We start from the raw sequence: 24,381 nt of genomic DNA, 5'->3' as shown, positions 1-24,381 counted from the left end.
TCGCGGTGCGGCGTCAAGCGTCTTCGAGGGCCTCGCCGATCTCGTGGGCCACGCGGTTGTGTTGGTTCTCCGCGAGCCAATGGCCGCCGGCCAATACCAGCGCGACCGGCCATTCGATGATCTCCGCGGCGGCCAGGGCGCCGAGTGCGCCGTAGTAGGCCAGCTGTTCGGGGCGGGGGACCGGGACTCGGCCGAGCAGGGGAAGTTCCACCGCGAAACTGTGCGCGGCCATGACCTTGTCGACCGCGTTCCGGTGGCTGATATGTGATTCGTCGGCCATATGTTGCCTCCCGGTCATGTGATATTCGGGCTCTCGACGCCTGGGTTCGCCACAGTGTCCGTCGTGAGGACATCCGATGTAGGCGGCCGGGATCCGTTGACGGGCGCGTTGACGCAGGTGCTGACCGTTCCGCTGCGTGAGTTGTACGCGGTGTTGTGGCGCCTGGGAGTCCTCGACGTCGTCGGCGAATCATCACGCTGATCGCCCCACGCTACGCCGTGAGGCGAGAGCGCTGCGGGCTAAGCCTTGCTCGGTGCGTGCCGCGATCCGGTCGCGGTCTTGCCCGCGGTCGCCTTCCCCTCGTCGTCGCTGGGGAGGGCCGGACGCTCACCGGGTGTCTGCTGCTCGTCACCGGCCGCACGAACATCGGTAGTGGATTCCGGTTGCCGGTCCGGGTGCGCGATGAGCTTCCGTATGACGAGCGCGGTGCCGCCCACGCCCAACAGCACGGGCCAGTCCACGACTCCCGTGGCTCCGATCGCGGCCAGGGTGAGTGCGGCCGCCGGCGTCGAATGACTACCGCTGCTCAGTCCGCTGCGCACCCCCGACACGACGCCCTGCATACCCCCGAGTACGCCGTTCACCGCAGCGCCGCCCACCGCCCCGGCCGCGGATGTGGTCGCATCGGCCGTCCACGAAATTGCTTTTACCCCACCCTCGAGAAGGTCCATTGTCACTCCCTTTGAGTTCACCTTGTGGACATCTGCGAGCAAGCTGGAGTCTACTCGTGACGCGGGGTCGCGCCGGGGGCGGCGACCGAGATGAAACATGGACACGGCACCCATCGCGATGGCGCGCTCAACCGGTCGAGGCCGACGGTCCCTTGTGATCGAGGGGGCGTCGGGCGGAGAATTGGTGCGTGTAGTCCGGACTCTCGGGAGAGAATTGCGATGTCTCGAAGAATTGGTCTTGCCGTCGCGACGGCTGTCACTACGTTGACCTTGGGAGCCGCCGCCCCCGCGATCGCCTCCGCCGCAGCGCCTGCGGCCGGCCCGCCCGCGACCAGTGACACGGCCGCCCGGGCGACGCAGATTCAGTGGCTTTCCGTATGCCTCAACCTTCCGGTCGGATCGGCAAGCGTCAGCTTCTGCGTCTAGCGCGCGACCGCTGCTCGGATTCTGGTGACGAGGTCATCGAGTCGCCGCTGGTGCGAGCCCTCCCAGTAGATCCGCCGGCAATCGCGGCATTCTCTGAAGGTGTCGTAGTACTTGCGGGTGAGCGGTTCCAGCCTGTCGATGATGTCCTCTTCGGCCACGTCGGTCAGGAGGCCGCCACAGGGCAGGCAGCGGCTGAACGGCCTCAGCCGATCGGCCAGATCGAGCCGGTGGATCACCTCGACGAGCTGATCGAAGGGCCGGTTCGCGCGCACGAAGACTCCGTGGGTCACGTTGCGACGCTTCAGGAGTCCGCGGTCGCGGGTGAGGATGATCCGGTGTTGTTCCGCGGCGGACGTCGCCACCGCGGCATCGTCGGTGTCCCACGGGATTCGAGCGTCGAGGCCCATCAACCGCATGAGCCGGGCGAGCCCGCCGAGATTGACGTCCACGAGGAAACGCGGATCGCGCAGCGGGCGGGGACGAACCCGCGTCGACGGTCCGATGTCGAGGGTCTCGAATACCGGGTAGGCGGCGAGCCGATCGCCCGGCCGCGGGTGGTGACCGAAGTCGACGGATTCACCGTCGACCAGCATGAGGTCGATCTCGGTATGCGGGATGCCCGCAGCCTCGACGATGTCTTTCACGGTCTGATGCGGACGGATCGGCCGCCGCTGCGCGACGTATCGCGCGCCCGGGGCCAGGAAGTCGTTCAGCTCGGCGTACACCCGCAGTTCGACACTTGCGGTCATGGAGACCATTGTCGTCGTCTCGCTGTCGTCGTCTCGCTCCGGCGCGCGAGACGATGTGCGGCAGCGTTGCGAGAGGCGCGAGGTCCGATCCCGGCCGGGCTGCGCCGCAGCGGCTACCAGGTGTAGATATGCCCGGGTGACCACATACCGCTGTGGGTCTGCTGGGTGACCGCCGGGGCGGCGGGCACCGCCGAGGGGTCGATCGGGTTGAGACGCTGCAGTTCGCCCCAATCCTGGTCCCAGTCGTAGGCGAGGTAGGTGGCCAGGGTCTGCGAGCGCAGCAATTGCTGACTCCAGCCCAGCGGACCGCCGCCCGCGTGGCTTTCCCACATCGTGGTGTCGGCCGCGCCCAGACGGTTGGGCAGGATGCGCCAGCCCGGTACCTGGGCGATGCCGTCCTTGTGGTCGAAGGGGCGCTGGCACGGGAATTGCAGGCCCACGGCCCAGTCCAGGAGTACCGGCTGTTTCGAGCCGACCAGGTCGTTCAGCGTGTGCGTCTTCGGTATGCGCGGGGGAGTCAGCGCCACCCAGCGCTGCGGATCGAGGTTGTGGTCCTTGGCCACGATGCGGATCACGTTGGCGGTGGCGGGAATTCGGTCCAGGGGGACTCGCAGGTTCCGCCACGACGGCGCCGGGCCGATGTCGATCGGGGTCACCCGTCCGAGCGCGTGTGCGCTCGTCGCGGAGTCGGTGCTGCCGTATTCGACCTCCACCGGTTCGCCGCCGACATATCCGTTGTTCGGACCCACCGCCTGGATGCGCCCGGCCGCGGCGATCGAGACGATATCGCTGCGGTCGTGCTGGGCGGGCAGGCGATACCAGCCGGTGACGAGATCGGCGGGCTGCTCCTCGCCGTAGGTGCCGAGTTCCGGTGTGGTCGCCGCGTCCAGGCCGTAAGGCAGTGGGGCGCCGCCGGTTTGGGTGGCCGACTCGCCGGTGCCGGGTTTGTCGCCGAAGGATTTGGCGATGCTGCTGGTCTCCTCCTTCTCGTCGGGAGACATCACGTCGCCGACGCCGTTCGGCACGAATCCACGCGCACCGTTGGTGAAAGTGGAGAACTGATCGCCGACCAGCGGCTGCATCATCGAGGCGTTGGGATCGGTTTCGACGACGACCTTGTTTGCCAGACCGCACGGATTGCCCACTACCGCATGGATATTCGAAGATGCCAGCGAGAATCCCGGGTATTGCGCGACCGCGCCCGCGGTGAACGAGAACACCTCGAACACCACCAGGATCGCGGCGGCCGCCATCAGCGGCGGGAACTTCGCCAGGCGCCAGGCGCGCGGGGAAACCCGATGCGGGGTACCGGGTTTCGGCGCCCGCACATGCCACCAGATCGCGAGCAGCAGGCACAGCGCGGCGATGATGAGGAAGATCTTGCTGAACCCGACGCCGAGCACCGACGGTGGCTCGTTCCACCACGGGACGCCGAAACTCGATACCCACCACCACTGGTTGACACTGGTGAAGATCTGCGCCATCGCCAGCGCCACCACCGCCGCGAACAGGGCGCGGTTGCGTGGCGAGCGCATCACCCGGGGCCCGACCGCGACCGCGGTGAGGACCGCCACCGATCCGGCCAGCCCGGCGTACACGCCGTTGTGATGGGTGAATTTCGTCGGACAGGTCGCCATCAGCACCATGGCCCCGAAGGTCACACCGAGCAGCCGCCGCGCCGGCCCGGGCGCGGTGAACGGAATACGGCCGCCCTTGCGCAGCAAAACGAACACGCAGACCAGCAGGCTCAGCCACATCGCGACCATGCCGAAGCGGCGGGCGATGGAACCGTCGGCCGACGGCATGAACAGCCACTGGTAGTTCAGATAGTCGTTGTACCAGGGGTCCGAGGGGCCGACGATGTTGTGCACGCGCTGCATCTCGAACATCGCCGAGAGCGGTTCGACGGCGAAAGCGAAGGCCAGCACGAGCATTCCGGCGGCGGCCAGTGGTGCCAGCAGCGCCCCGTACGCCCGGATCCAGGCGCCGGCCGGCACCGGGTTTCCCTGCCCGGCACCGGCGAGTTCGCGCGCTCGCGGGACACCGAATCCGACGGCCGAACGCAGTCCCGCCAGCAGCGGCGCCAGGCAGATGATGCCCGAGGGCGCGGCGGTGAAACTGAACGCCGCGATCAGGATCGCGAGGGCATACGGCAGCAGTCGGTGCCTCGCGATGGCGTGCTCGACGAGGCACCAGGTGAGTAGCACACAGACGGCGACCACCGGCTCGGGCCGCAGCCCGTTGTTGTAGGGAAGCCACACGGCCAGGAACGCCAGCGCGCCCGTCCACACCGCCACCTTGTCGTGGCGCACGGCCACGCCGAGTCGCGGGATCACCTCCCGGCTCAGCGCCAGCCAGGTGACCACGGCCGCCAGCAGCGTCGGCAGCCGCATCCACGGGCTCGCGACGCTGATCTCCGACATGTGCGCGATGATGTCGTACGGCGGCGTGCCGACCGGGTTCTCCGGGACGCCGAAGAACCGGAAGTAGTTGGCCATATATCCGGACACCAGCGAGGTCCGTGCCATCCCGAACTGGTAGCCGTCGTCGGAGGTGGTGGCCCCGATGAAATGCCACAGCAGCAGTGTGGCGAAGACGACGAGGTCGACGCCGGTGAACGTGCGCCACCGCTGCGGGAGCAGCCGCCGGAACCGCCGGCCGTCGGTGCGGTCGAGCCGATACAGCGCCAGCAGCGCGACCAGCGTGAACACGACCGCCAGGACTTCGGCCGCGCGTTTGAGGACCGTCGGCGTCACCGAGAACCGGCTGTCGACCTGCGCGACGACCTTGGCGCCGTCCGGCTTGGGGAGATCGCTGAAGATGCCGACCACCTGTGGCCGCCAGTCACCGGGCGGCAAGGTGGCGCCTTCGATATCCGTTCCGATGAGCCCGACCTTGGTCGAGGACATGTCGGCGTGCACGGTCAAGGTACCGTCGGCGACCGCGTCGATCGGCACGTTCAGCAGCGATTGATTGCGCAACACGACCTCGAGTCGCGCGGGCTTACCGTCCTGTACGGGTCGCACACGCGCGACGAATCCGTATTTCTCCAGTTGCGGCGCACCGGCGGGCAGCGTCGACGCCAGCACTCCGCCGTGTGCGCTCAGTTGCGCCATCGACCGGCCGGGAATGGTGGCATCGAAGGTCACCGGGGCATACGTGACCAGCGGTGCGTCGATACTGCGGGCCGAATCCGCCTGCGGCCACGACAGCGTGGTGTGGTCCACCTTCACCGGCAGCAGCGGCACCGCGACGGCGCACAACGCGCCCAGCAGCCCGGCGAGGAAAGCTATCGGTTTGGCCCAGTCGCCGCGCTGTCTACCCGAGGTCCTGGGTGTCGCGCCTGCAGTAGGCGCACCGTCCGCCCTCACCATCGTGTCGACCACGGTCGCCGATGCTAGCGTGACGCTTCTGTTATCCGGTATTTCGTCTGCTGTTCTCAGTCTGCACTCAGGATCGGCGGCAGAACAACCGGCTGCTGTCTGCGGGCGACGGCGGAGTCGTCGAAGCGCGAGCGCTTCCTGTACATCGCACAGGCCGGCCCGTACGGCGGTGCGGACGGGGCGGCGCGTGCTCGCCGAGCGGATCGAGAACATCGCCGCGGGGAAAGCTGTCGAATGGTCGACGCGGCAAATGCCGAGTGATCCACCATGAATCGCGGGTTGATCGCGTAACCGTATGGCGATGAGCGTCGATGAATCGGGTATTGCGGATCCAGAGCTGTCGACGGTCCGCGCGATATCCGTGGGGCGGATTCATGCTCTCGGACGGGAGGACGCCATGGTGCTGTATCTGATGCTTGTTCTGGTGGCCACGGTCGCCACCGCGGTGTTGACGGCGCACGGAACTCTGGACGCGACGCGTCGTTCGGGACGGGCGGTTCTCGGGCGCCGGGCGGCGGCGCGGGGACGCCTTTCGGTCCCCGCGCGAACCGCTGTCGCGGGCGGATCTGTCGCACGGGTCCGCAGCTGCCGTTCCCTGGGCGACGGGGCGGTCGGGAGTCGCTCGTGAACGCGCAGGCCCGTTGACGGTATTGGCATTCTCTTTTTTCGCAAGTACCGTATTCATCTGTGGGTGACGCGGTCGCCCGGCGTAGCGGCGGGTTGGAGGTCTTCGTGCGTGTCGGAGTGATGATCGGACCGGAGAAGGGGGATTCCGCGCGCAAGCTGAGCCGGATGCTCGACGACATCGCCTGGGCCGAGGACGCCGGGCTCGACACCGCGTGGATTCCGCAGATTCCCAGCGATTTCGACGCGCTGATCACGGTCGCGGCGATGGGATTGCGCACTCGCCGCATCGAATTGGGGACCGCCGTGGTGCCGCTGCAGGCGCAACATCCGATCGCGCTGGCCCGCCAGGCGTTGTCGGCGCAGGCCGCCGCGGGTGGGCGGCTGGCACTGGGAGTCGGCCCCTCCCATCACTGGATCGTGCGTGACATGCTCGGCTTGCCGTACGAACGCCCGGCGGCCTACACGCGGGACTATCTGGACGTACTGGCGGCGGGACTGACCGGCCCGGGCGCCGTCGACGTCGAGAACGACACGTTCACCGTGCGCAATCCGCTCGATCTGGGCCCGGTCGCCCCGGTGCCGGTGCTGGTGGCCGCGCTCGGGCCGGTGATGTTGCGCATCGCGGGGGAGCGAGCCGACGGGACCATCCTGTGGATGGCCGACGAGCGCGCGATCGCCGACCATGTGACGCCCAAGATCACCAAGGCCGCGGCCGACGCGGGCCGGGTGCCGCCGCGCATCGTGGCGGGGTTGCCGGTCTGCCTGTGCCGGGCAGGAGAGGTCGACGAGGCGAAGGCGCGGGCCAATCGCATACTCGGCGAGGCGGAGATCTCGCCCAACTATCAGCGCCTGCTCGAACAGGGGGACGCCCGCGACGTCGGCGACATCTGCGTCGCCGGTGACGAGGCCGCCATCGCCGCCGGATTGCGCCGTTTCGCGGAGGCGGGCGCCACCGATGTCTCGATCCGGCTGCTGCCGATCGGTGACAGCCGCGACGAACTGATCGCATCGAAGCGCCGTACGCGGGACATGATCGCGGAGCTGGCCCGGGAATTACGATGAGCACCAACGCTTCTCCGGATCCGGACGCGGACCGGGACCCGCGGACCGGAGCCTCGGCGGAGCACAGCTGCGCCGGCCCGCTGGCGGGGATTCGCATTCTCGAGGTCGGCACCATGCTCGCCGGTCCGTACGCGACGATGATGCTCGCCGACCTGGGCGCTCAGGTCACCAAGCTGGAACCGGCCGGCGGCGACATCTCCCGGCAGGTCGGCGACAGCTACTTCGCGAGCCTGAATCGCGGCAAACGCAGTATCCGGCTCGATCCCGGCAGTGTGGACGGCCGGGCGCGTCTGGGTGAGCTGGTCGCGAATTCGCATGCGCTACTGGTGAATTTGAAACCGTCCGCGATCCGCCGGCTCGGTCTGACGTATGCGTCGCTGCGAGAATTCAACCCGGCGATCGTCTGCGTCGCGATCACCGGATTCGGTCTCTACGGCGGCGACGATCCGGCATTCGACTACATCGTGCAGGCCGCCACGGGGGTCGCGGCGCTCACCGGCGATCCGGCCGGACCGCCGACCCTGCCCGGCTATTCCTCCGCCGACAACTCCACCGGCCTGACCGCGGCGCTGGGTCTGCTCGCGCAGATCGTGTCCGGACGCGGTGGTCAGGTGGACGTCTGCCTGCGCGATGTGATGTTGTCGCAGTTGAACTATCACGCGGCGGCATATCTCAACGAGGGCACACACCCGCAGCGGCGCCCGTTCGGCGCGCACTCGTACTACGTTCCCGCGCAACTGTTCCCGACCGCCGCCGGTTACCTGGCGTTGTTCGTCACGCACGATCGCTTCTGGAAGACCTTCGCCGCCGAGGCCGGGGTGACGGGATTCGACACCATGGCCGAACGCGTGTCCCGCCGAGTCGAGGTGCTCGCCGCGGTGACCGCCGCGCTGGCCCGCGACGACGCCCGTGGCTGGGAGGCGCGACTGCGGCCGCTGGGCATTCCCGCCGCGGCGGTGCGCACCTTGCCCGAAGCACTCGACGCCACTGCGGAAGTCGTGGCCACGGCGGGGAGGTACCGTCTGGTGGCATCGCCCATCCGAATCGACGGCTACACACCGGAATACGGCCCACCGCCCCGGTTGGGGGAACACGACAACCAGGAGTCGGTGCGTTGAGTCGACAGGCGCCGGCAGACGTCGGCCTCGGCACTGTTCGCCTGCGCTGGGGGCTACGGAAATCGTCGCGACACGCAGTTCGGAGCAGCAGGCTGACGGCGCCGACCGCTACACACTGACACGACCACGTCCCCTGCGGGGACCGAGGCGGCCGACCGGGGACGACCGCCCGCGTCGGCCGCTCATTCGTAATGCACGGTCACCGACGCGGTATCCGGCACCGCTTGGCAGGTGAGGACGTAACCGTCCTCGACCTCGTCGTCGGCGAGGGCGTCGTTCACCCGCATCGTGGCGCTGCCCTCGCTGAGCCGGGCCATACACGTGGCGCAGTTACCGGATTCGCAGGAGAACGGCGGGGTCAGGCCCGCGCGGCGAGCGCTCTCCAGCAGTGTCTCGCCGGCGTGGCGTGGGACCGTGGCCTTCTTGCGGTTGAGGAAGATCGTGACGGTGCCGCCGTCGGTGTCGGATTCGGTTGCGGGCGTGGCTGTCTCGGAGGCGGTCACGAGTGCCGGCGCTATCGCCGAGTCGGCGAGTTCGGGAACCGGTGCGCCGAACCGTTCGCTGAAGATCACCCCCGGGCCGGGAAGCGCCCCCTCCACCATCTCCATGAACTTCTCCGGCCCGCACACATAGCTGTCGGCATGAGCGTCCCTGCCGACGAACTCACGCACCGCCGCCGGATCGAGTAGTCCGGCCACGCTGTCGAGATGCCGGACCACCTGGAGCCGGCCGCGATAGCGCTGCGCCAGTTCGAGCAGCGTGGTGCCGAAGATGACCGACTCGGCGTCGCGGTCCGCGCAGAGCAGGCGCACCTGCCGCGCGGTGGTGGCCAGCGCGCTCTTGGCCAGCGACAACACCGGCGTGATCCCGCTGCCACCGCTGAAACCCAGCAGCGGAACCTCGGTGTCGCGCAGGCAGAATCGGCCGGCGGGGCGGCCCATGTCGATCTCGTCGCCCTCGGACACGTTGTCCAGCAACCAGTTCGAGACCTTGCCGCCCGGAACACGTTTGACCGTCGTCATCAGTTCGGCGTCGGTTTCCGGTGCGCTGGACATCGAATAGGACCGGTACAGCTCGGCGCCGTTGACCCGGATCCGGAAGGTGCAGAACTGTCCGGCGCGATAGGTGAGCGGGCCGTCGTGCGGGGCCAGTACGAAGGTTCGCGCATCGGCGCACTCCTTCACGATCCGGGTCACGGTCGCGGGCCGGAACATCGGGGGACTCGCCATGGAAAGCCTCTCCTGGTATTAAGATTCTTATACAAAGAGAATAGCGTTCTCTTGAACGAGATGGGATTTCCTCATGACCGAGCCGACGGCGATCGTGTTCGACGATCGGCACTACAGCCTGTCGCAGCTCGACGAACTGGCCGGCGGACTGGCGCGGAGGATGCGCGATCGCGGCGTCCGGGCGGGCAGCCGGATCGCCGTGATGTCGTCCAATCGCCCGGAATTCGTCCTCGCGGTGCTGGCGGCGTGGAAGCTCGGCGCGGCGGTGGTTCTGCTGAGCCCGGCGTGGCGGCGAGCCGAGGCCGAGCACGCGCTCGCGATCACCACCCCCGGATTCGCGATCGGCGACCATCCCGTGCTGGCGGAACTGATGCCCATGCTCGATCTCGGCGAACCGATCACGCCCAGCCGCGAGGAATTCGACCCACCGGATCCGCAATCGGATGCGGTGCTGGTGTTCAGTTCCGGCACGACCGGCCTGCCGAAGGCGGTGCGCCACACCCACGCCTCGTTCGACGCCGCGGTGCGCGACTGGCGGCAGGTGCTCGAGCTGAGTAGCGAGGACCGAATCCAGATCCTGACCCCGCCCTCCCACATCCTCGGCCTGCTCAATATCGTCACCGCGTTGCGCGTCGGCGCCTGGATGCGGCTGCATCGCCGCTTCGATTTGGAGTCGATGCTGCGCAGCATCGAACGCGACCGGATCACCGTGGAGATGGCGGTGGCGCCGATCGCGCTGGCCATCGCCTCGCATCCGGAGCTGGAATCGTTCGACCTGTCCTCGCTGCGCTACATCATGTGGGGCGCGACGCCGGTGACGGTGAGCGTGGCCGAAACCGTCACCCGCCGTACGGGCGTGCGCTGGCTGCCCGCCTACGGCGCCACCGAACTTCCGGTGCTGGCCTGCAATCCGATCGAGGGCGCCCGGCTGGACACCGTGGGGCGAGCCGCGCCCGGGGTGAGCCTGCGGACGGCGTCGCTCGACGACGGAAAACCGTTGCCGCCCGGGGAGATCGGGGAGATCCAGGCACGATCCCCGTCGCTGATGGCGGGGTACCTGCCCGACGGCGCCGACGCGGGGGCCGTGGTCGACGGCTGGTATCGCACCGGCGACGTCGGCCGGATCGATACCGACGGCTGGGTGCGCATCACCGATCGGGTGAAGGAGATGATCAAGGTCCGCGGCTTCCAGGTCGCACCCGCCGAAATCGAATCCGTACTGCACGGGCATCCGGCGGTCGCCGACTGCGCGGTCTTCGGCGTGGCCGACGGCGCCGACGGCGAGGCGATCGTCGCCGCGGTGTCGGCCGCCGCGCCGGTCACCGCGCAGGAATTGTCCGCGCTGGTCGCCGATCGCCTGGCCGGATACAAGCGGCTGCGCCGGGTGGTCTTCGTCCCCGACATCCCGCGCCTGCCGTCCGGCAAGGTGCTGCGCCGAGTTCTCGAGGAGCGCTATGGACGTCCGTCTGACCAGTGAACAGCGCCAATTGCGTGATGCCGCAGCGAAATTGGCCGATGATCTGGGCCCCGGCTCGGTGGCCGACCTGGCCGACCGGGAGCGGAACACACGGCTGGACAAGACCGTCGAACTGACCGGATGGCGAGCCCTGCGCTCCGACGGCGCATCGGGTGTGGAAGTGGCGCTGGTGGCCGAGGAGTTCGCGCGCGGACTGGTCGATGTGGCGTTTCTGGGCCCGGTGCTGGCCGATGACCTGCGCGGTCACCCCGCCGGAGACGAGGGGCGCTGGACGCTGGGGGTGCGTGGCCGCGCCGTCGACGCGGCCGGGTGCGATCGGGCGGTGGTGCTCGCCGACGGTCAGGTGCTGGCCGGCCCGCTGGGGCCCGCCGTACCGCTGGCGGATCCGACCCGGACGGCGGCCGACCTCGACGGACGGCTCGAACACATCGGAGAACTGTCGGCCGATCAGGCGTCACAATGGTTCGCACTCGCACTGGTCGGCACCACCGCGGATCTGCTCGGCGCTGCCCGGGGCGCGCAGCGGCTGGCCGTCGACTACGCGAAAGTCCGTGCGCAGTACGGCAAGACGATCGGCTCCTATCAAGCCGTCGCACATCTGCTCGCCGAATCGCAGGCGCTGATCGAAGGTTCGGTCAGTGTGCTGCGCTACGCCGCCTGGGGTGTGGACGAACTGGCGCCCGACGAGGCGGTGCGTGCCGCTCGCATCGCCAAGACCTACTGCGCCCGCGCCGCCCGCACCGTCTGCGAAACCGCCATCCAGGTGCACGGCGGCATCGGCAACACCTGGGAATGCCTGGCGCACCTCTATCTTCGCCGCGTCCTGGTCTCGACCGAACTGTTTCCCGTCCGTCTGGAGGAGATCGCCCGTGGACTTTCGTGACTCACCGGCCGAGGCCGAATTCCGGGATCGGTTGCGCCGCTGGCTGTCCGAGGTCGCGGCCGACTTCCCGACGTCCGGGGACGAATACTGGGCCCGCCAGGGAGAGTGGCATCGCGCGTTGTACCGGGCCGGCTTCTTCGGATCGTCGTGGCCGAAGGAGTTCGGCGGATACGATCTGCCGCCGGTCTACGACGTGATCGTCGACGAGGAACTGGCCCGCGCGGGCGCCCCGCCCCGGCCGAGTCTGGGCTATCTGGTCCAGGGGCTGGGCCGCCACGGCAGCAAGGAACTACAGCAGCGATTCCTGCCCGGCATGATCGACGGCACCGAACGCTGGTGCCAGGGCTTCAGCGAACCGGGCGCCGGATCGGATCTCGCCGCACTCACCACCAGCGCCACCCTCGACGGCGACCACTACGTGATCCACGGCCACAAGATCTGGACCAGCTACTCCGATATCGCGGACTGGTGCCTGCTCCTGGCCCGCACCGATCCGCAAGCACCACGGCACAAAGGGATTTCGGCTTTCATCGTGTCGATGAAGCAGCCGGGTGTGCGGCAGCGGCCGCTGCGCATGATCAGCGGCATCACCACCGAATTCGGGCAGGTCGGTTTCGATGGCGCCACCGTGCCCGCCGACCGCATGGTCGGCGCGCCGGGTGAAGGCTGGAAGCTGGCGATGACCGTGGTCGGTCACGAACGGGAACCGTCGACACTCGGTTATTCGGCGCGCTACGCCAAGACGGTGCGGGTGCTGGCCGACCGCGTCGACGGGCCGGTGCCCGACGAATTGGCCTGGGCGGCGGTGCAATCGGAGATGCTGCGGCTGCATGTGCGGCGGCGTCTGTCCGAACAGCTGGACGGCGTCTCGCACGGCCCCGACGGTTCACTCGACAAACTACTCATGACCTGGGTGGATCAGGCCGTCGGCCATGCCGCGCTGACCGTCGCCGGCACCGACGACGCCGACATGTTCGGCACCTACCTCTACAGCCGTGCCCAGAGCGTCATGGGCGGCACCTCGCAGATTCAGAAGAACATCATCGCCGCCCGCATACTCGGATTGGGAGCCTGACATGTACGACCTGCCCGCCGAAGTCGACGTCCGGGCCGAGGGCCCGATTCGCGTCATCACCTTGAACCGTCCCGACGCGCTCAACGCCGTCGACGACGCGCTGCACACCGCGCTGGCCCGGCTGTGGCCGCGTCTGGGCGAGGATCGGCAGGCCCGCGTCGCGGTGCTCACCGGCGCCGGGCGCGCCTTCTCCGCCGGGGGTGACTTCGCATACCTCGGCGAACTGAGCCGCGACGCCGAGCTGCGCGCGAAAACCATTGCGCACGGCCGCGATATCGTGCTCGGGATGGCGCGATGCCGGGTGCCGATCGTGGCCGCCGTGAACGGGCCCGCCGTCGGCTTGGGCTGCAGCCTGGTCGCCCTCAGCGATATCGTCTACATCGCCGAGCACGCCTATCTGGCCGATCCGCACGTGCAGGTGGGCCTGGTGGCCGCCGACGGCGGCCCGCTGACCTGGCCGCTGCACACCAGCCTGCTGCTGGCCAAGGAGTACGCGCTGACCGGCGACCGGATCACGGCCCTGCGGGCGCGGGAGATGGGCTTGGTCAATCACGTGGTCGCCGATCCGGTCGCCGAGGCACGCGCCTGCGCCGAGCGGATCCTCCGGTTGCCCAGGCAGGCAGTCGAATCCACCAAGCGGATCCTGAACCTGCACCTCGAGCGGGCGGTGCTGGCCACCCTCGATTTCGCCCTCACCGCCGAGGATCTGACCTTCCAATCGGAGGATCTGCGCGCCAATCTGGCCCGGTTGTCGGCGCCGAAGAACGGCGCGAGGAAATAGCCGTGGCAGACGGGGCCGGGGCAGAAATGGGTGGGGCAGAGAAAGATGGGCCGCAGACAGATGGGCCGCAGTGGTACCTGTTCCTCCCGCAGATCCGGCTCGACATGGCCGATATCGTGGCGCGGGCCCGGGCGGCCGAGGCCGGCGGATTCGACGGTATCGCCTTCATCGATCATGTGCGGGCTCCCGGCGCCGAACAGCAGCCGCTGTGGGAGGCGATGACCGTCGCGGCCTGGGTTGCGGCCCGCACCGAACGGTTGCGCATCGGCCACTTGGTGCTCTGCGACGCGCTGCGCCATCCCGCGATGCTGGCCAAACAGGCGGTGGCGCTGCAGGAGGCCAGCGGTGGCCGGTTCGAACTCGGACTCGGTTCGGGGTCGGTGCCGAAGGAGCTGACCGATTTCGACATCAGCCACGAGGACGGCCCCGCCCGCCGGGCCCGGCTGGAACACACCCTGGCGCTGCTGCCGCGGTATTGGGCGGGCGAGGGGGACCTCGCCCTGGCACCCGCGCCGGCCTCCCGGATCCCGATCGTGATCGGAGGGTCCGGTCCCGCCACCATGGCGCTGGTGCGCCGGTACGCGGACTGGTGGAACCTGCCGGCCCATCGACTGGACCGGCTGCCGCGACTGCGAGCGAATGCGGGGGCGGCGCGTGTGTCGACCCAGCAGTTGGTGGGCTTCGCAGGCCGCGGCGCCGATCCTGACCAGGTGCGTGCGCTGAGCCTGCGCCGATTCGGCTATCTGGCACGCGGTGTGGTGTGCGGACATGCCGAGGAGCTGATCGCCCACTTCGCCGCTGCCGTCGATGAGGGCGTCGAACGGTTCTACCTCTGGTTCACCGATTTCGCGCAGCCGGAGACCCTCGCCGAATTCGGTGACGCGGTCATCGGTGGCGTGCGAGCCGCTCGGTCGTAGTGCCGGGAGGGGCGCTACCGTTGTGCCAGTAGCACTTCCGACTGCTGGACCGATCCGGTGATGCCGCTCGCGTCCTGCCCGGCGAGCAACACCGCGGCCTGCGCCATCGTTTCCGGTGGCTCGACCATCTCCGCCGGAATCCGCTGTCCGCCCCCGCCCGCCTGCCATCCTTCGGTGAGAACCACCCGTGCGGGGCACAGGCAGTTCACCGCGATATTGTCGGCACGCAGATCCGCCGCCAATCCCAGATACATGCGTTCCACCGCGGCCTTGGATATCCAGTAGGCGTTGGCGCCGCGGTCGAGCATGCCGACACCGGTGGTCGTGATGGCGATCATCGAACCGCCGCCGCGGGACCGCAGCAGCGGGATCGCGGCCCGGGTGACGTGGAAGACGCCGGTGAGGTTGACGTCCAGGCAGCGCTGCCAGCGCGCGTCCGGGGTGGATTCGATCGGGCTCAGGGCGAGTACCCCGGCATTCGCGACGACGATGTCGACTCCGCCGAATGCGGAAACCGTTGCCGCCAGGGCAGCATCGACCGATTCGGCGTCGGTGACGTCGCAGGCCACCGGCAGGGCCCGGCCGCCGGATGCGGTGATGCGCTGCGCCACCGAGTGGATGGTTCCCGGTAACCGCCCCGGTTCCCGCGAGCGGGCGGCGACGGCCACCTCGGCCCCCGCCGCCGCCAGACCGTGCGCGATCGCGGCGCCGATACCACGGCTGGCACCCGCCACGAACGCGACTCTGCCTGTCAGAGCGGTCATTTGGGCGGGAAGCGCAGCGCGCCGTCGAGGCGGATCACCTCACCGTTGAGGTAGTCGTTCTCCACGATGGACTGCACCAGTTGCGCGTACTCCGGGGAACGGCCCATCCGCTTGGGATGCGGAACCTGTCTGCCCCAATAGGTTTCCAGCTGATCGGCGGCCTTACCGTAGGCCGGGGTGTTGAACGTGCCGGGTGCGATGGTCACCACCCGGATACCCAGCGGCGACAGGTCACGCGCGGCGACCAGGGTCATGCCGACCACGCCGCCCTTGGCCGCCGAATACGGCAACTGCCCGATCTGACCCTCGTAGGCGGCGATCGAGGCGGTATTGACGATGACACCGCGCCGGCCCTCCTCGCCCGGTTCGGACTGCGCGATCGCCGCGGCCGAGAGCCGCAGCACATTGAATACGGCGGTGAGATAGAACTCGATCGTGGTGCGGAACCCGTCCAATGCGAGCGGGCTGCCGTCCTTGCCGACCAATCGGCCACCGCTGGCCGGCCCGCCGTGCGCGTCCACCGAAATGCGCAGCGGGCCCAGCGATTGCGCCTCGGCGATCGCCGCCTGCACCGACTCCTCGCTGGTGGCGTCGGTGTGCACATAGCGGATGCCGAGTTCGGCGGCCAGCTCCTTGCCCTTGTCGTCAGCGACGTCGGCCACCACCACCTTGGCTCCCGCGGCATGCAGCCGTCGCACGGTCGCCTCGCCCAGTCCGCCGGTTCCGCCCACCACGATCGCGGAGCTACCGCTGATCTCCATGACACTGCCCTCTCTTGAAATCAATACTCTCTTCTTGAGAGAATAATGTTCTCATGAACATTAGCATGATCCTCGAGATGGCGGCCTCGGCCGGAAACCGGCCGGTGATCACCGTCGACGGCCGATCCCTCACGGCGGCGCAGCTGCTACGGCGGGCGCGCCGCGCGGCCGCGGACTTCGCCGACAGTTCGGCGGTGCTGTATCTGGGCGCGAACCACCTGGCCTATCCGGTGGCGCTGTTCGGCGCGGTCCTGGCCGCGGTGCCGTTCGTGCCGCTGAACTATCGGCTCGGCGAACATCAGCTGTCGGCACTGCTGGCACGGCATCCGGGTGCGCGGGTGCTGCGCCCCGAGGATCTGGATGCCCTGGTGGAAACCGATGCGGCACAGCCTGATCCGCAACCACGTCCGGCGCCGTGGGACGGGGAGGCGGTGGCCGCGATCATCTACACCAGCGGCACCACCTCCGAACCCAAGGCGGCGTTGCTGCGGCACCGGCATCTGATGGCCTACCTGTTGAACACGATGGAATTCGGCGCGGCCGCGGAATCCGACGCCTCCCTGGTGTCGGTGCCGCCCTATCACATCGCCGGCCTCACCAACCTGCTGTCCAATCTCTACAGCGGCCGCCGGGTGGTGTATCTGCCGGCGTTCGATCCGCAGCGGTGGCTGGACACCGTTCGGGCCGAACGGATCACGCATGCCATGCTGGTGCCGACCATGCTGGCCCGCATCGTCACCGCCGCCGACGGCGCCGAGGCGGACACACCGACACTGACGAGCCTGGCCTACGGCGGTTCGCGGATGCCGCGGCCGGTGCTGGAGCGGGCGCTGGCGATGTTCCCCGGCACCGGCTTCGTCAATGCCTACGGTCTCACCGAAACCGCCTCCTCGGTGGCGGTGCTCGGCCCGGAGGACCATCGTGCCGCGCAGGCGGCGACCGACCCCGCGATCCGCGAGCGGCTCGGCTCCGTCGGCCGCGCGCTGCCCGGCGTCGAATTCGACATCCGCAGCGCCGCCGGGGAATCGCTGCCCATCGGGCAGACCGGCCTCGTATTCGTACGCGGCGAGCAGATCTCGGGGGAGTACGGTGCCCGCACCGCACTCGACGCGGACGGCTGGTTCGGCACCCGCGATCTGGGCAGGCTGGACGACGAGGGCTATCTGTTCATCGAGGGCCGCGCCGACGACACCATCATTCGCGGCGGGGAGAACATCGCACCGGCCGAAATCGAGGACGTGCTCCTGGCCCATCCCGGGATCAGCGAGGCGGCGGTGATCGGGGTGCCCGACCCGGAATGGGGGCAGCGGCTGGTCGCGGTCGTGGTGGGCGCCGGTGATCCCGAAGAGATCAAGCGGTGGGTGCGGGAGCGGATGCGGTCCTCGAAGACCCCCGACACGATCGTGTTCCGCGCCGAACTGCCCAAGACCGAAACCGGAAAACTGTTGCGCCGCAACCTTGTCGCCGAATTGGAGAGTTCCCATGCCTGAAGCCGTCATCGTCTCCGCCCTGCGGACCCCCATCGGCACCGCGCGCAAGGGCACGCTGCGCGACACCGACGCCTTCGACCTCGCCCACCACGTGGTCGCGGCGGTCGCACGCGATATCGACCCGGGCCGGGTGGACGACGTCGTCCTCGGCGAGGGCCGCTACGGCGGCGGGGTGCTGGCTCGCCACGCGGCGGTCACGGCGGGGCTCACCGCGGTCCCGGGACTGGCCGTCAACCGGCACTGCGCGGCGGGAATGGCGGCCGTGCAGAGCGCGGCGGCCGGAATCCGCGCGGGGATGGACGAACTCGTGATCGCCGGGGGCGTGAATTCCGATTCGACCGGGCCGCGGGCGCGGTTCCGGGTCGGTGCCGACGAATGGATCGACCCGTGGGTCTCGCCGTCGCATCCGAACCGCCCGGACGCGCCGAATCTGGACATGTCGATCACCGTCGGCTGGAATACCGCCGTCAAAGCAGGGATTTCGCGCGCGGAGATGGACGCCTGGGCGCTCCGTTCCCACCGCAACGCGATCGCGGCCATCGACGAGGGCCGGTTCAAGGAGGAGATCGTCGCGATCGAGACGCCGCACGGCGAATTCTCCGTCGACGAACATCCACGCCGCGACACCAGCCTGGAACGCCTCGCGGGACTGAAGGTGCTGCATCCGGAGATCGAGGGGTTCTCCGTCACCGCGGGTAACGCCTCGGGATCCAACGACGGCGCCGCCGCGCTGGCCATCGCCTCGGATCGGCTGGGCCTGCCGGCGCTGGGTGTCATTCGCTCGTGGGCCTCGGTGGGAGTCGACCCGGCCGACACCGGCCTGGCGCCGATCGAGGCGATCACCACAGCGGTCGCGCGGGCGGGTATCTCACTGTCGGAGGTGAAACTGATCGAAATCAACGAGGCCTTCGCCTCGGTCCCGCTGGCCGCGGTCAAGGCGCTGGACCTGGATCCCGAGCGGGTGAACTACAGCGGCAGCGGCTGCTCGCTGGGGCATCCCGTGGCCGCCACCGGCGCGCGCATGATCGTCACCCTGGTTCACGAATTGCGCCGTCGCGGTGGCGGATTCGGTATCGCTGCGCTGTGTGCCGGCGGTGGGATGGGGGCGGCGACCGTGGTCGAGGTGCCGGCTCCGTGACCACCGCCGGGCGGGAGGCCAAGCGGCTGCTCGCCGCCGCCCGGGACGGTTCCCTGCGAGCCACCGGGCGGCTGCTGAGCATGGTCGAAAACGGCAGCCGCGACGAGGTTCTCGCGCTGCTCGGTTCGGCCGCCACACCTCGGGTCCTGGGCGTGACCGGGCCGCCTGGCGCCGGAAAGTCGACCACGGTGGCGGCGCTGGTCGGCACGTACCGGGCGCAGGGGGCCAGGGTCGCCGTCCTGGCGGTGGATCCGTCCTCGCCCTACAGCGGCGGCGCCCTGCTCGGTGACCGCATCCGGATGTCGGCCCACGTCGGTGACCCCGGCGTGCTGATCCGCTCGGTGGCCACCCGCGGGCATATCGGCGGCCTGGCCGCGGTGGTGCCGGCCGCGATCCGGCTGCTCACCGACCTCGGCTACGAGCGGATCATCGTCGAGACGGTCGGGGTCGGGCAATCGGAGATCGAGGTCGCCGCGGTCGCCGATCCGACTGTGGTGATTCTGAATCCCGGTGCGGGAGACGCGATTCAAGCCGCCAAGGCCGGGCTGCTGGAGGTCGCCGACATCCTCGTGGTGAACAAGGCCGACCGGCCCGGCGCCGACCGGACGGTGCGGGAGCTGCGCGGCGAATCGTCGGCCCCCATCCTCACACTCGTCGCCGAGAACGGGACCGGGGTGCCCGAACTGGCCCGGGCCATCGACGCGCACCAGCGCAGCGACAACCCGGAACGGCGGATTGCCCGCGCCCGCGTGCAGATCCTGTCGCTGGTGCACACCCGAGTGCGAGCCCACCCGGATCTGGACCGCCTCGCCGCGGACGTCGCCGCCGGGGCATTGGATGCCTATACCGCCGCGCAACGGCTGGTTCCACGCTGCGCCGCCGTTCCGGCGCCGGCCATCCGATGGTGAGCGCGTCGCGGGTGGCTGCTCACCATCGCGGATCGCTGCGGTAGATCGCGCGATACTCCCGATCGAAGCTGCGACGCCCGAGCACCCGCCAGGCCAGGCGTGCCACCGGTGGCATCTCCGCGAGAAGTTTGCGCCGCTGGGATTCGGACGCCGTGAGCATCATGAAGCCGAGAAAGACCAGTTGGCGGTTCCTCGGCATCTGCGCGCGGCCGCGTTCGCCGAGAGCCCGCCACTCCGCGACGGTCATGACCTCCTCGACCACGGGCAGGACCTGGCGTTCCTCGTCGGCCAGGTGCTCGTCCAGCGCGGCGGCGAGCGCCCGCAGTGTTTCGGCGAGCCGATCGCGCACCGAAGCCGCGGCGGCGGTGACGAATTCGCCCGCATCGCGCCGCGCGCGCCGAACCAGCTCCGCGATGCGCTCGTGCTGTTCCTCCATGCGCAGTATCGCGCCGGCATGCGTCGGGGCGCGGTCGAGTAGCAGCGGCCACATCAGCTCGTCCTCGCCGGCGTGATGCTCGTGCAGCCCGGTGCACAGTTCGTCCAGGAATGCCGCGAGCTGCCGGGCGCGCTCGACATCGCCCGCATCGACCTGGGCGACGAGGCCGGGAAGCGCGCGGAAGTGGCTGCGAAAGGCGTTGTGCACGACGAGCATGTCGAAGGTGTCGGGGCGGGTGGACGCGAGGGCGGTGGGCATGGCGGCTCCTGTCGGTGTCGAGAACTGCGACGAGGGTGGCGCCGGCCGCTTGCAGCCGACTCGAGACGCACTTGGTGGCCGCCGTCCTGGACTTTGCGCATCATGATTGACTTTGCGCATCATGATTCGGATTCGGGTCCTCGGCGCGCTGACCGCGTCGGACGAGCACGGTGAACTCGATCTCGGCGGTCCGCGGCAACGCGGCGTGCTGGCCCGGCTGCTGGTCGCCCGGGGCGAGGTGGTGCCGGTCGACCGATTGATCGACGATCTGTGGCGGGGCGAGCCGCCGCCGCGGGCGCTGGGCTCGCTGCAGGCCTACATATCCAATCTGCGGCGGCTGCTGGAGCCGGACCGGGCGCCGCGCGCACCGGCGACAGTATTGGTCAGCCGCGCCCCCGGATACGCGCTGCGGCTCGACACCGAGGCGGTCGATGCCTGGTCGTTCGGCGCGGAGCTGGATCTGGCCGCACGACAGCCCGATCCGCAGCGCCGGCGCCGCGCACTCGAGCAGGCGCTGGCCCGGTGGCAGGGTCCCGCGTACGGAGCCTATGCGCAGGAGGCCTGGGCGACCGCCGAGGCGGCGCGGCTCGAGGAATTGCGACTCAGTGCGCGCGAACAGCTGGCGGAGGCCCTGCTCGATCAGGACGAACCCGCGATGGCGGCGGCCGAAGCAGAAGTCCTGACCCGGGAACATCCGCTGCGTGAGGAGGCCTGGCGGCTCACCGCGCTGGCACGCTATCGGGCCGGACGTCAGGCGGACGCACTGGCCGCCCTGCGGCAAGCGCGCGAGATCCTCGCCGACGAACTCGGCATCGATCCGGGACCTGCCCTGACGCGGTTGGAAGCCGACATTCTCGCGCAGCGAATTCCGGTGCAGGAGAAGGTGATCGCGGAGTCGTTCCCGCCGCGCGACCCGGTTTCGGCGCCCGGGGTGACCGTACTGTTCGGGCGCGACGCCGAACTCGCCGCGCTGCATGCGGCCGCCCGGGGCGACGGACCACGGACGGCGACCGTGGCAGGTGAGGCGGGCAGCGGGAAAACCGCTCTGCTGCACCGTCTTCGCGACGACTTGCGCGACGCCGGATATCTCGTGGTGATCGGTCGCTGCCCGGAAGACGAGGCCGCTCCGTCGGCATGGCCGTGGGTCGAGATCCTGCGTGCCCTGGCCGGCGAACACGATCCCGGGGAACTGGCGCCCGCTCTCGCTCCACTGCTCACCGACGGGGCGGGGCCCGATCGGGCCGACCGCGCGCACGGCCGTTTCCTGCTGCACCGTGCGGTGATCGACTATCTCACCGCTGTCGCGCACGGGCGGCCGCTGGCGATCCTGCTCGACGACGCCCATCGGTGTGATGCGGAGACCGCGGCGCTGCTCGCCGCGGTGGCCACCCAGGCGCCGGTCTTCATGGTGGTCGGCTACCGACCGGACGAGGTGCCGCCCGCGCTGACCGATGCCCTGGCCGGCTCGGCGACCACCGTCCGTTCGCGAACCCGGTTGCGCGGCCTCGGGGTCGCCGACAGCGCCCGGCTCGTCGGCACGCTGATCGGACGCGCACCCGCGGATCCGGTGCTGGCGACATTGCACGATCGCACCGGCGGCAATCCCTTCTACCTCATCGAGATCGCGCGCCTGTTGCAGAGTGAGGGCGAGCTGGTCGCCGCGTCCGAGGTCCCCGACGGCGTACGAGATGTGCTGCGCCGCAGGCTGTCCCGGCTTCCCGAGACGGACGTAGCCGTGTTGCGCCTGGCCGCGGTGATCGGCCGGGAGTTCGACCTCGCGGTTCTGGTGCGGGCCGCGGAGGTGGGGGAGGAGGCGGTGCTGGACGCGGTCGAGGCCGGAGTGGTCGCCGGGCTCCTGAACGAACCCGCCAGCGGGCGGGCGCGTTTCGCCCATGTCCTGGTGCGCGACACACTGCTGGGGGATCTGTCGCGGATCCGCCGCGACCGCTGGCATCGCCGCATCGGCGCCGCGGTCGAGGAGATCGATCCGACAGATCTCACCGCCCTCGCCTACCACTACGGGGAATCGGTGACACCGCAGACCGCGCGGCGAGCCGCCGACTACGCGGTGGCCGCGGCGCAGCGGGCCGAGCGGCGCTTCGCCCACGACATCGCCGCCGCCGGATACGAACGCGCGGCCCGCGCGCTCGAACGCCATCCCGGCGGCGACACCGTCGACGAGCGGGTGGCATTGCTGTGCCGAGCCGGACGCAGCCACCTCGTCTGCGGCGCCGGCCTCGCCGCGCGCGCCGCCCGCGACCGGGCCGCGACGCTGGCCGAGGACGCCGACCGGCCCGACCTGCTGGTGCGGGCGTTCACCGCCTGGGATGCCCCGACGCCCTGGATGAACCGGCGCTACGGTGTCGTCGACCACGCCGTCGTCGCCCGCGTCGAGACCGCGCTGCGGTGTCCCGGGCTGGCACCCGCCGACCGGTGCCGGCTGTCGGTCGCGCTGGTCGAGGAGATCGGTGGCGCCGAACTCGACCGGGCGCGCCGGGTGGCCGGTGACGCCGAGGCCCTCGCCCGCGACCTCGGCGACGACACACTGCTCGCACCGGCGCTGCAGGCCCGGGCTTCGCTCTACGACAGGGCGGATCGCGGTGCGCTCGGCGCCGAACTGATCGAGATCGGGCAGCGCAACGATCACCATGCCTACCTGCTGCTGGGGCACACCATAGCGCTGCAGGCCGCCGTCTTCGCCGGCGATCTCGAGGCGGCCCGCGCACATCTCGAGGCGGCCACGGTGCCGGCCGACCGGTATCAGTGGCGCCAGGCCCAGGCGGCGAACGCGATGGCCCGGGGACTGCTGGCTCTGGTGGGCGGTGACGCCGACGACGCCGAGCGGCGCTATCTGGAGGCCGCCGAATTGCTCTCCCGCACGGGCATTTTCAACGCCGGCACGCTCCCGCTCATGGCGCTGTTCACGGTCCGCCTGTATCAGGGCCGCGCCGGGGAACTGGCCGAGACGATCGCGGAATTCGTCCGAAGCGCGCCGGCGGACACCGCGGACGCGACCGTCGACTTCCACGCGCTCGTGCTGCTCGCCGCCGGTGACCGGGAAGGGGCGGCCCGCGTCCGGCGCCGGGCGCGACCGGTACCGGAAGACCTGTTCCGCTCGCTGTTTCTCACCCTGCGCGCCATGGTGGTCGTGGCGCTGGGCACGGCGGAGGAGGCCGTCGCGATCTACCGGGACCTGCTGCGATATCGCGATCGTCTCGGTGGCGCCGACACCGGGTCGTTCACCGTCGGCCCGGTCGATCTCGTGCTGGGAGACCTGGCGGCGCTGTGCGGCGATCCGCATCTCGCCGCCGAACACCACCGCGCCGCCCTGCGCATCGCAGAGGGCTGCGCGAACCAGGGGTGGATCGACGCCGCACGCGCGCGTCTGGACCGCTGACCGGTCACTGGTCGCTCACAAGCCGGATCCGGATCGTCGGTACCCGACCGCCTGCCGACCCGAGGAGCTCCCCATGCCCGACACCCGCCGTATCGCCACCGACCTGCGCCTGAAGACCGTGACCAGCCTGCACCGCACACTGCTCGACGTCAGCGGTGGTCGCATCGGTACGCGTTTCAAGAACATGCCCACGCTGACCCTGACCACCATCGGCCGACGCAGCGGGCGGCCGCACACCGTGGTACTCACCGTCCCGATCGTGGCCGGCGATCGCTATCTGATCGTGGCGTCGCGGGGCGGCGACTCCGTCTCGCCCGCCTGGTACCACAACCTGTGCGCCGAACCGCGCGTCGAGGTGTCCTTCCGGCACGGGGCGTCACGTCCCATGACCGCGCGCGTACTCGTCCCGGCCGAACGCGAGGTGTGGTGGCCGCAGGTCGTGCGGGCCTATCCGGGCTACGCGGACTATCAGAGGCGCACGGCCCGGCGGATTCCGCTGATCGAGTTGTCCCCGTGCGGCGAGTGATCCCGCCCCCGTGCCGTGAGCCGGA

General features: G+C 69.8%; 21 protein-coding genes. 13 read left to right on the top strand and 8 right to left on the bottom strand.

Features of this window, described 5'->3' with window-relative positions:
* Window positions 1–13: 13 nt before the first annotated feature.
* Entirely contained in the window at window positions 14–280 is a 267-nt protein-coding gene (locus tag NMI01S_RS29985) for a hypothetical protein (protein WP_039782478.1), read from the bottom strand.
* Window positions 281–343: 63 nt separating this feature from the next.
* Here NMI01S_RS29985 and NMI01S_RS29980 point away from each other — a divergent pair, with 63 nt between their 5' ends.
* The gene (locus NMI01S_RS29980) at window positions 344–481 is read left to right on the top strand and encodes an Rv1535 domain-containing protein (RefSeq protein ID WP_157126436.1); all 138 of its coding nucleotides are present in this window, start codon (window positions 344–346) and stop codon (window positions 479–481) included.
* Between the two features lie 38 nt (window positions 482–519).
* On the opposite strand, the gene NMI01S_RS36110 is transcribed toward NMI01S_RS29980, so the two are convergent.
* The 3 genes from NMI01S_RS36110 to NMI01S_RS29965 form a co-directional block, all read right to left on the bottom strand.
* Entirely contained in the window at window positions 520–951 is a 432-nt protein-coding gene (locus NMI01S_RS36110) for a hypothetical protein (protein ID WP_063920906.1), read from the bottom strand.
* 422 nt (window positions 952–1,373) lie between these two features.
* Window positions 1,374–2,126: a Mut7-C RNAse domain-containing protein gene (locus NMI01S_RS29970; RefSeq protein WP_063002139.1), complete on the bottom strand. Its 753-nt coding sequence runs from the start codon at window positions 2,124–2,126 to the stop codon at window positions 1,374–1,376.
* Between the two features lie 113 nt (window positions 2,127–2,239).
* Entirely contained in the window at window positions 2,240–5,512 is a 3,273-nt protein-coding gene (locus tag NMI01S_RS29965) for an arabinosyltransferase domain-containing protein (RefSeq protein ID WP_245717085.1), read from the bottom strand.
* 729 nt (window positions 5,513–6,241) lie between these two features.
* On the opposite strand from NMI01S_RS29965, the gene NMI01S_RS29955 reads away from it, so the two are divergent.
* Together NMI01S_RS29955 and NMI01S_RS29950 are read left to right on the top strand one after the other, a co-directional pair.
* Window positions 6,242–7,198 (top strand): TIGR03564 family F420-dependent LLM class oxidoreductase, encoded by a 957-nt coding sequence (locus NMI01S_RS29955; protein ID WP_063002135.1) that lies wholly within the window; start codon window positions 6,242–6,244, stop codon window positions 7,196–7,198.
* Complete coding sequence (locus NMI01S_RS29950; protein WP_084513382.1) at window positions 7,195–8,316, top strand: CaiB/BaiF CoA transferase family protein; 1,122 nt, start codon at window positions 7,195–7,197, stop codon at window positions 8,314–8,316. Before NMI01S_RS29955 ends, NMI01S_RS29950 begins: the two co-directional genes overlap by 4 nt.
* A gap of 182 nt (window positions 8,317–8,498) precedes the next feature.
* Here NMI01S_RS29950 and NMI01S_RS29945 read toward each other — a convergent pair whose 3' ends face one another.
* Window positions 8,499–9,545 carry a ferredoxin--NADP reductase gene (locus NMI01S_RS29945; RefSeq protein ID WP_063002051.1) on the bottom strand — a complete coding sequence of 349 codons (1,047 nt, stop codon included), beginning with the start codon at window positions 9,543–9,545 and terminating at the stop codon, window positions 8,499–8,501.
* Between the two features lie 73 nt (window positions 9,546–9,618).
* On the opposite strand from NMI01S_RS29945, the gene NMI01S_RS29940 reads away from it, so the two are divergent.
* Genes NMI01S_RS29940 through NMI01S_RS29920 form a run of 5 tightly spaced genes read left to right on the top strand, consistent with a single transcriptional unit; the run spans window position 9,619 to window position 14,678 of the window.
* Complete coding sequence (locus tag NMI01S_RS29940) at window positions 9,619–11,022, top strand: class I adenylate-forming enzyme family protein (RefSeq protein WP_063002049.1); 1,404 nt, start codon at window positions 9,619–9,621, stop codon at window positions 11,020–11,022.
* A complete protein-coding gene (locus NMI01S_RS29935) occupies window positions 11,000–11,905 on the top strand; it encodes an acyl-CoA dehydrogenase family protein (protein ID WP_063002048.1) in 906 nt (301 codons plus the stop codon). The genes NMI01S_RS29940 and NMI01S_RS29935 overlap by 23 nt, the downstream gene beginning before the upstream one ends.
* A complete protein-coding gene (locus NMI01S_RS29930) occupies window positions 11,892–12,980 on the top strand; it encodes an acyl-CoA dehydrogenase family protein (RefSeq protein ID WP_063002047.1) in 1,089 nt (362 codons plus the stop codon). The genes NMI01S_RS29935 and NMI01S_RS29930 overlap by 14 nt, the downstream gene beginning before the upstream one ends.
* Window position 12,981: 1 nt before the next feature.
* Window positions 12,982–13,761 (top strand): enoyl-CoA hydratase/isomerase family protein, encoded by a 780-nt coding sequence (locus tag NMI01S_RS29925; RefSeq protein ID WP_063002046.1) that lies wholly within the window; start codon window positions 12,982–12,984, stop codon window positions 13,759–13,761.
* Window positions 13,762–13,787: 26 nt separating this feature from the next.
* The gene (locus tag NMI01S_RS29920) at window positions 13,788–14,678 is read left to right on the top strand and encodes an LLM class flavin-dependent oxidoreductase (RefSeq protein WP_063002045.1); all 891 of its coding nucleotides are present in this window, start codon (window positions 13,788–13,790) and stop codon (window positions 14,676–14,678) included.
* 14 nt (window positions 14,679–14,692) lie between these two features.
* Here NMI01S_RS29920 and NMI01S_RS29915 read toward each other — a convergent pair whose 3' ends face one another.
* A complete protein-coding gene (locus tag NMI01S_RS29915; RefSeq protein ID WP_063002044.1) occupies window positions 14,693–15,442 on the bottom strand; it encodes an SDR family NAD(P)-dependent oxidoreductase in 750 nt (249 codons plus the stop codon).
* Window positions 15,439–16,203, bottom strand: a complete 765-nt coding sequence (locus NMI01S_RS29910; RefSeq protein ID WP_063002043.1) for an SDR family NAD(P)-dependent oxidoreductase — start codon at window positions 16,201–16,203, stop codon at window positions 15,439–15,441. The genes NMI01S_RS29915 and NMI01S_RS29910 overlap by 4 nt, the downstream gene beginning before the upstream one ends.
* A 53-nt stretch (window positions 16,204–16,256) precedes the next feature.
* Here NMI01S_RS29910 and NMI01S_RS29905 point away from each other — a divergent pair, with 53 nt between their 5' ends.
* The 3 genes from NMI01S_RS29905 to NMI01S_RS29895 are packed head-to-tail and all read left to right on the top strand — an operon-like array spanning window position 16,257 to window position 19,739.
* Window positions 16,257–17,693, top strand: coding sequence for a class I adenylate-forming enzyme family protein (locus NMI01S_RS29905; RefSeq protein ID WP_063002042.1), 1,437 nt, complete (start codon window positions 16,257–16,259; stop codon window positions 17,691–17,693).
* Window positions 17,686–18,831: a thiolase family protein gene (locus tag NMI01S_RS29900; RefSeq protein WP_063002041.1), complete on the top strand. Its 1,146-nt coding sequence runs from the start codon at window positions 17,686–17,688 to the stop codon at window positions 18,829–18,831. Before NMI01S_RS29905 ends, NMI01S_RS29900 begins: the two co-directional genes overlap by 8 nt.
* Window positions 18,828–19,739, top strand: a complete 912-nt coding sequence (locus NMI01S_RS29895; protein ID WP_063002040.1) for an ArgK/MeaB family GTPase — start codon at window positions 18,828–18,830, stop codon at window positions 19,737–19,739. Before NMI01S_RS29900 ends, NMI01S_RS29895 begins: the two co-directional genes overlap by 4 nt.
* A gap of 19 nt (window positions 19,740–19,758) precedes the next feature.
* On the opposite strand, the gene NMI01S_RS29890 is transcribed toward NMI01S_RS29895, so the two are convergent.
* A complete protein-coding gene (locus NMI01S_RS29890) occupies window positions 19,759–20,433 on the bottom strand; it encodes a hemerythrin domain-containing protein (RefSeq protein WP_174554582.1) in 675 nt (224 codons plus the stop codon).
* A gap of 121 nt (window positions 20,434–20,554) precedes the next feature.
* Between NMI01S_RS29890 and NMI01S_RS29885 the strand changes: the two genes are divergently transcribed.
* A complete protein-coding gene (locus tag NMI01S_RS29885; RefSeq protein ID WP_063002039.1) occupies window positions 20,555–23,830 on the top strand; it encodes an ATP-binding protein in 3,276 nt (1,091 codons plus the stop codon).
* A gap of 73 nt (window positions 23,831–23,903) precedes the next feature.
* Window positions 23,904–24,356, top strand: a complete 453-nt coding sequence (locus NMI01S_RS29880) for a nitroreductase/quinone reductase family protein (RefSeq protein WP_157126435.1) — start codon at window positions 23,904–23,906, stop codon at window positions 24,354–24,356.
* The last annotated feature ends 25 nt before the right edge of the window (window positions 24,357–24,381 follow it).

Source organism: Nocardia mikamii NBRC 108933 (assembly GCF_001613505.1).
Classification (GTDB): Bacteria; Actinomycetota; Actinomycetes; order Mycobacteriales; family Mycobacteriaceae; genus Nocardia; species Nocardia mikamii.
Note: the sequence above shows the minus strand (reverse complement) of the source record. Positions and strands in the feature narration are given on the sequence as shown.

What these genes read in the sequence shown, in the direction of transcription:
- NMI01S_RS29880 (WP_157126435.1), top strand. Translation starts at nt 23,904, where the DNA reads ATGCCCGACACCCGCCGTATCGCCACCGACCTGCGCCTGAAGACCGTG.
- NMI01S_RS29970 (WP_063002139.1), bottom strand. Translation starts at nt 2,126, where the DNA reads ATGACCGCAAGTGTCGAACTGCGGGTGTACGCCGAGCTGAACGACTTC.
- NMI01S_RS29910 (WP_063002043.1), bottom strand. Translation starts at nt 16,203, where the DNA reads ATGGAGATCAGCGGTAGCTCCGCGATCGTGGTGGGCGGAACCGGCGGA.
- NMI01S_RS36110 (WP_063920906.1), bottom strand. Translation starts at nt 951, where the DNA reads ATGGACCTTCTCGAGGGTGGGGTAAAAGCAATTTCGTGGACGGCCGAT.
- NMI01S_RS29915 (WP_063002044.1), bottom strand. Translation starts at nt 15,442, where the DNA reads ATGACCGCTCTGACAGGCAGAGTCGCGTTCGTGGCGGGTGCCAGCCGT.
- NMI01S_RS29885 (WP_063002039.1), top strand. Translation starts at nt 20,555, where the DNA reads ATGATTCGGATTCGGGTCCTCGGCGCGCTGACCGCGTCGGACGAGCAC.
- NMI01S_RS29920 (WP_063002045.1), top strand. Translation starts at nt 13,788, where the DNA reads ATGGGTGGGGCAGAGAAAGATGGGCCGCAGACAGATGGGCCGCAGTGG.
- NMI01S_RS29925 (WP_063002046.1), top strand. Translation starts at nt 12,982, where the DNA reads ATGTACGACCTGCCCGCCGAAGTCGACGTCCGGGCCGAGGGCCCGATT.
- NMI01S_RS29950 (WP_084513382.1), top strand. Translation starts at nt 7,195, where the DNA reads ATGAGCACCAACGCTTCTCCGGATCCGGACGCGGACCGGGACCCGCGG.
- NMI01S_RS29985 (WP_039782478.1), bottom strand. Translation starts at nt 280, where the DNA reads ATGGCCGACGAATCACATATCAGCCACCGGAACGCGGTCGACAAGGTC.
- NMI01S_RS29890 (WP_174554582.1), bottom strand. Translation starts at nt 20,433, where the DNA reads ATGCCCACCGCCCTCGCGTCCACCCGCCCCGACACCTTCGACATGCTC.
- NMI01S_RS29935 (WP_063002048.1), top strand. Translation starts at nt 11,000, where the DNA reads ATGGACGTCCGTCTGACCAGTGAACAGCGCCAATTGCGTGATGCCGCA.
- NMI01S_RS29905 (WP_063002042.1), top strand. Translation starts at nt 16,257, where the DNA reads ATGAACATTAGCATGATCCTCGAGATGGCGGCCTCGGCCGGAAACCGG.
- NMI01S_RS29945 (WP_063002051.1), bottom strand. Translation starts at nt 9,545, where the DNA reads ATGGCGAGTCCCCCGATGTTCCGGCCCGCGACCGTGACCCGGATCGTG.
- NMI01S_RS29900 (WP_063002041.1), top strand. Translation starts at nt 17,686, where the DNA reads ATGCCTGAAGCCGTCATCGTCTCCGCCCTGCGGACCCCCATCGGCACC.
- NMI01S_RS29940 (WP_063002049.1), top strand. Translation starts at nt 9,619, where the DNA reads ATGACCGAGCCGACGGCGATCGTGTTCGACGATCGGCACTACAGCCTG.